3 protein-coding genes are annotated in these 5,192 nt (G+C 53.4%); all 3 read right to left on the bottom strand.

Annotation, left to right across the window (positions count from 1 at the left end):
- Positions 1-382: 382 nt before the first annotated feature.
- Entirely contained in the window at positions 383-970 is a 588-nt protein-coding gene (locus V8L71_RS20225; protein ID WP_336275281.1) for an NAD(P)H-dependent oxidoreductase, read from the bottom strand.
- Between the two features lie 175 nt (positions 971-1,145).
- Positions 1,146-3,401, bottom strand: coding sequence for a putative bifunctional diguanylate cyclase/phosphodiesterase (locus tag V8L71_RS20220; RefSeq protein WP_336275280.1), 2,256 nt, complete (start codon positions 3,399-3,401; stop codon positions 1,146-1,148).
- A gap of 35 nt (positions 3,402-3,436) precedes the next feature.
- Entirely contained in the window at positions 3,437-4,900 is a 1,464-nt protein-coding gene (locus V8L71_RS20215) for an ATPase domain-containing protein (RefSeq protein ID WP_336275279.1), read from the bottom strand.
- Between the last annotated feature and the right edge of the window lie 292 nt (positions 4,901-5,192).

Below are 5,192 nucleotides of genomic sequence, written 5' to 3'. Positions count from 1 at the left end.
GGTCAGCTTTTCAGGTACCATTTTGGAAGCGGCTGTTGGTGCTTGATGGATTGGTTAGGTTCTTGAAATCATAGCACTTTCAGCCGCTTTCTTTTATACCCTGTGAGAAATCCGGGCTAGCAAGTTTAACTGACGGAGCGCGAACAAACGATCCTGTTCTTGGGTACTCATTATGCGTTCACTACCTTGTGGAAAATATTGATCCTTGAGTAATGATTATAGTAGTCAAATGTGGATGTTATTGATTAATAAAATACACTTTCTTATGCTTTTTACAGTAAAGGGACATTAATGGCTCCGACATCGTCTGGGGCAGAATTTATCCTTTGAGCTTGAACAGAAAATATCTTGGCTTCGAGAAGTGGCATCTCCACTGCCGGTCTCACTTAGCTTTTGCCCCGAGCTCATGCAGCTTACGGAACCACTCGTTACGCTTCAGCTCGTTCATTGTCTCCACGCTACCGACCAGTGTCTCACGCACCGGCGAGAAGCCGACAAAGCCGAGGATATTGCGCTCCAGCGATTTGACGCTGTGCGCCCGATAGAGGTGGCGATAGATCACCGCTGGCATGCCCATGGTCACCACTATCCGTGCCGAGCGTCCGGTCAATCCCTTTTTTCCCAGCGGGTTGCCTTCCACATACTCGAAGGCGAAGCCTGGACGCAGCACTTGTTCCAAAAACGCTTTGACAAGAGCCGGCATGTCGCCAAGCCACAGTGGAAAGATCAGCACTAGGTGCTGGCACCAGCTGATGGATTCCTGCGCCGCCGTCAGTGAAGCGGGCAGAGGGGTCGTTTGCCACTCCTGCTGGCTGCGCAGCAGCGGAAATTCCAGAGAGGCGAGATCGATCAGGCGCACCTCATGGTCATTGGCCTGGGCGCCTTCGCTATAGTGCTCAGCAAGAGAATGACAAAGGTGCGCCTTACTGGCATCGGGATGGCCCTGCAGGATCAGGATTCGCTGGCTCATTTGGCGGGTTCTCGGTGCAATCAGAATAATAGGAGGCTGCATTCAGTATAGACATATAGGAGAGATGTTTAGACGTCATCGATACCATGTGCCGTTCTTGCTGAAAAGCGTAAGAGGGCGCCTTAGTTAGGCTAACGTTCTGATTGTGCCCGCCTTCTTTGCACCCATTACATTGTCACTGTTCCCTTAATCGTGCTTCGAGCGCCTGAGTGGGTATGGCGCGGCTAAACCAGAAACCCTGCCCCCAACCGTTGGAGCCGGCCGTTTCTAGCAGTATTTGGCGTTGTTTATCGGTTTCAATGCCCTCGGCAACAGTATGCAGGTTTAGGCTGGCGGCCATTTGCTGAATGATCGACACCAGAGCCGCGCCCTTGCTATTCGGCTTCTCTAGCTCGTTGATGAAGCTGCGATCAATCTTCAGGGTTTGTATAGAAAGGTGTTGTAGTCGGCTCAGTGAGGAATAACCGGTGCCAAAGTCATCAATAGCAAGCTGAAAGCCTTGTGTGTGAAGTTCTTCCAGCAGCCTCTCAATGGCTTCCGGGTCGGTCATCAGGGCATTTTCGGTAACTTCCAAGTGTATCCAGCAAGGATCGATATGTGGTTTCACCAAGGCAGCAAAACTTTCTGCGATACAACCCGAATGCAGCTGGTTAAGGCTGACGTTAACCGCCATGGAAAGCTTGTAGCCCTGGTCATGCCAAGCCTTCAACTGTCGAGCGGCGGTTTCCAGTACCCAGTCACCGAGAGGTTTGATTAAGCCAGTCTCTTCGACCACTGGCATGAAAGCGCCGGGCATGAGGACTTCTCCATTGGCCTGGGGCCAACGGATCAGCGCTTCGACGGCGACAATATTGCAGCTGTCGAGCTCAAAGATCGGCTGGTAATAAAGTTCGAACTGTTGGTTTTCCAACGCTTCGCGCAAGCGCGATTCCATGGCGAAGCGCTGCTGGCGGCTGGCCGAGAGGTCTTCTGAAAACAGCAGACGGCATCCACTGCCTTGACGCTTGGCTTCGAACATCGCTTTGTCGGCATTTTCGATCAACAGGGTGGCATCACGCCCATGGTCGGGGAACAGACTGATCCCGATGCTGGCGCCAATATGGTGTGTGAATCCGCCTTCCAGCATGGGTTCTGATACGTGATCAATGATCCTGTCGGCCAGCGCACAGGCGTTGGTGATAATCTCTTCCCGCGTCGAGGCGCCGCCTTGGCGAGGGTCATGATTCATCAGTACCAGGAACTCGTCGCCTCCCTGACGAATCACTTGATCGTCATTGCGCACGGCGCCTTTTAAGCGTTGGCCGACTTGAATAAGCACGCGGTCGCCCACCTCGTGCCCCAATGCATCGTTGATCAGTTTGAAACGATCGAGATCTATAAACAGCACCGCACCAGAGGTTTCATGGTGTTCTGCAGCGTCTAGCATGCCGTTTAGGTAGTGGATGAGATGGCGACGATTGGGCAGGCCGGTTAGTGCATCGGTATAGGCCAGATAATGAATTTCGGCTGACTGGTGTTGGCTTTCTCGCAGGGTGCGTAAGGCGTTTAAGCCGAAGACTAGGTTGTCGGCAAGCCGTTTCAGTAGCTGGCATTCCTCACGGCCGAAATGCTCATGATTCTGCGAGTAGATAGTCAGGCAACCCGGAGGGCCTGACTCGAAAATCAGCGGCAGGGTGATGGCCGATGACAAATCGTGAATGTACGCACGATCCTTTATATGGACCAGGGTGGGTTCCTTGGCGATATCATTAACTACTAATACCTCGCCCGAGCGCAGTGACTGACCGACTGTTCCTGATCCTTTGAGGTCTTGCCCCCAGCCGAGGGTGAGTTCTGAGAGAAAGGCCACTGCCTCTCCGGCGCTGGCCTGAATTTCGATAGGCTTGTCGGCACTGTCGATGGCAAATCCCACCCACGCAAGGTTGTAGCCCTCCTCATCGACGATGGTCTGGCATAGCGAGCTAAGTAGCTCCTCTTCGTTTTTGGCGCGGACGATGACCCTGTCGCAGGCGTTTAAGATGCGAAGGGCGCTGACAACGCCCTCCAGCTGCTGCCGATTATTCTCCTGCTCTTGCGATAGAGCGCGCAGACGCAGCAGGTTATCGATTCTTGCCTTCAATTCAGCCTGGGTGGTCGGTATGCGCATGATGTCGTCGACACTGAGACCGAGTTCTACGGTGACACGCGAGGGAAGCCGCGAACGGCTGTCGGCGACCAGTAGCACCGGCAGGATCATCGGTGCGGCCTGTCGGCGTAGGTGTAATATGCGTTCGCGGTAATGTTGTAACGACGCTGTGTCCGCCACGATTAGGTCGACCTCCCTGGTCGTCCTGTCGCTCTGATCTAAAAGCGTGTCCTGCAAATGTACGTCGTCTCCGACCATCCGCTTAAACAGCTCAGCATTGGCTCTGTTTGCCAAAGCGATAGTCATGATGGGCCGCCTCACGTCATTGTTTTCGCGAGCCGTCACTGCGTGCCACTATTATAATTAGGTTGAATCACTTCCGGTACGCCACTTAGTAATCCGCGCATGCCATGCAATGGCCGACCAACCATAAGCCCATCCGAGGTAATATCGAACTCGCGCAGGACTTTCTCGAAGCTGCCGGTTCGCTTTTTGAGTACGCCGATGGTCTTGCGCAGCTCGCCGTCCAGTTCGATGTAGCGAAGCATGATGATGTTATCAGCAACATAGCTCAGACCATATTCCGTCACGCGAGCCTGGTTGCCGGTAATAGTGAAGACCTCATTGACCAGTACCACGGTCACGCCCATGTTGACCAGGTAGCGGCATAGGGCGTGAACGCGCTCCTGCAGGTTTTCACCAGCCATCGATTGTTGATACCCCGAGAGACTGTCAATCATCACCATAGTCGTACCCGCTTCCTCAACTTCCTTGCGGACACCAGCGGCGAACTGATCAGGGTGATAGAGCAGGGGTTCGACGGCCTTGAAGCGCAGATGGCCCTTCTCAACCATTTGCTCGACCGGCAGCCCAATCTGCCTACAGCGGGTGAAGAAAGTTGATTCACTCTCATCAAAATTGTAAATCATTGCCCGTTCGCCGTTGGCCGCCGCTTGGCTCATCAGTTGGGCACCCAGCGTTGTCTTGCCTACGCCAGTGGGCCCGGACAGTAAGGTCACCGTGCCGCGCTCAATGCCGCCATGGGTGAGCGCGTCGAGCTCGGGGAGGCCAGAGCTGATGTGAGTGTGGGTATTGATACGAGAGTGATTGCTGGGGATCAAGCGTGGAAAAAGCGTCATGCCTTGCTTGTTAAGTTGATAAAAGTGCTGACCTTCTTCAAAGCCGGAGCCACGTAGCTTGGTGACCCGACATAAGCGACCAAATTCTGTGTGCCATAGGCTGATCACTCCGTCGCTCAGAAAGGGTAAAGCCTGATCGTCTTCGTCCGCGCTTTCTTCAGAGGTAATGATTACCGTTGCCCCTTCCCCGGTCAGTGTCCGCAATAACGACAGAGCCTGCTTGCGAAATTGAAACGTGTCGGCCGAGAGGTAGCGCATTTGGCTGAGCGAATCGATCACGACACGCTTTGGCCGATGTTCGCTAACATGATCGAGGATCTTGTCATGGATGGTATTGCCTTCGACATCCCAACTTTCCAGCAGGTTATAGGTATTGTTTCTGACATCATTAGCTTGGCCAGGCGACACATCCAGCACATTAACTTCATCAAGTGAGAGCCCGCTACGCCTCGCGTTATCGCGCAGTTGCTCCTCGGTTTCCCCCAAGGTCACCAGCAGATTATCCGAAGCATGCTCAGTCATCAGGAAATGCATGCCAAGCGTGGTCTTCCCCGTTCCTGGGCCACCCCGAATCAGGTAGGCTCGCTGTGGAATCAACCCACCATGAAGTATCTTGTCGAGGCCAGCGACTCCGGTGAGCAAACGTGGGTCGTGGGTGTGGGTCATGCTTAGCTCCTATTTTTCGGCCAGGCTAGTCGGGTGGTCAATTACTAGGCAGCATTTAGCAGTCGGCATGATGCCAAACGGTATCCATGTATAGGTACATGTAAAGTGGGAATGAGGCTGAAGAGGAATATCAAATCACGCCTGTAAAGTGCAGAAATGTGGAGCCTGTGAGCCTAGCCCGGATTTCTCACAGGGTATAAAAGAAAGCGGCTGAAAGTGCTATGATTTCAAGAACCTAACCAATCCATCAAGCACCAACAGCCGCTTCCAAAATGGTACCTGAAAAGCTGAC

The organism is Vreelandella indica, assembly GCF_037070225.1.
Classification (GTDB): domain Bacteria; phylum Pseudomonadota; class Gammaproteobacteria; order Pseudomonadales; family Halomonadaceae; genus Vreelandella; species Vreelandella arctica.
Note: the sequence above shows the minus strand (reverse complement) of the source record. Positions and strands in the feature narration are given on the sequence as shown.

Bases quoted from the DNA above. Each gene is read 5' to 3' on its own strand.
- V8L71_RS20225 (WP_336275281.1), bottom strand. From the start codon at position 970: ATGAGCCAGCGAATCCTGATCCTGCAGGGCCATCCCGATGCCAGTAAG.
- V8L71_RS20215 (WP_336275279.1), bottom strand. From the start codon at position 4,900: ATGACCCACACCCACGACCCACGTTTGCTCACCGGAGTCGCTGGCCTC.
- V8L71_RS20220 (WP_336275280.1), bottom strand. From the start codon at position 3,401: ATGACTATCGCTTTGGCAAACAGAGCCAATGCTGAGCTGTTTAAGCGG.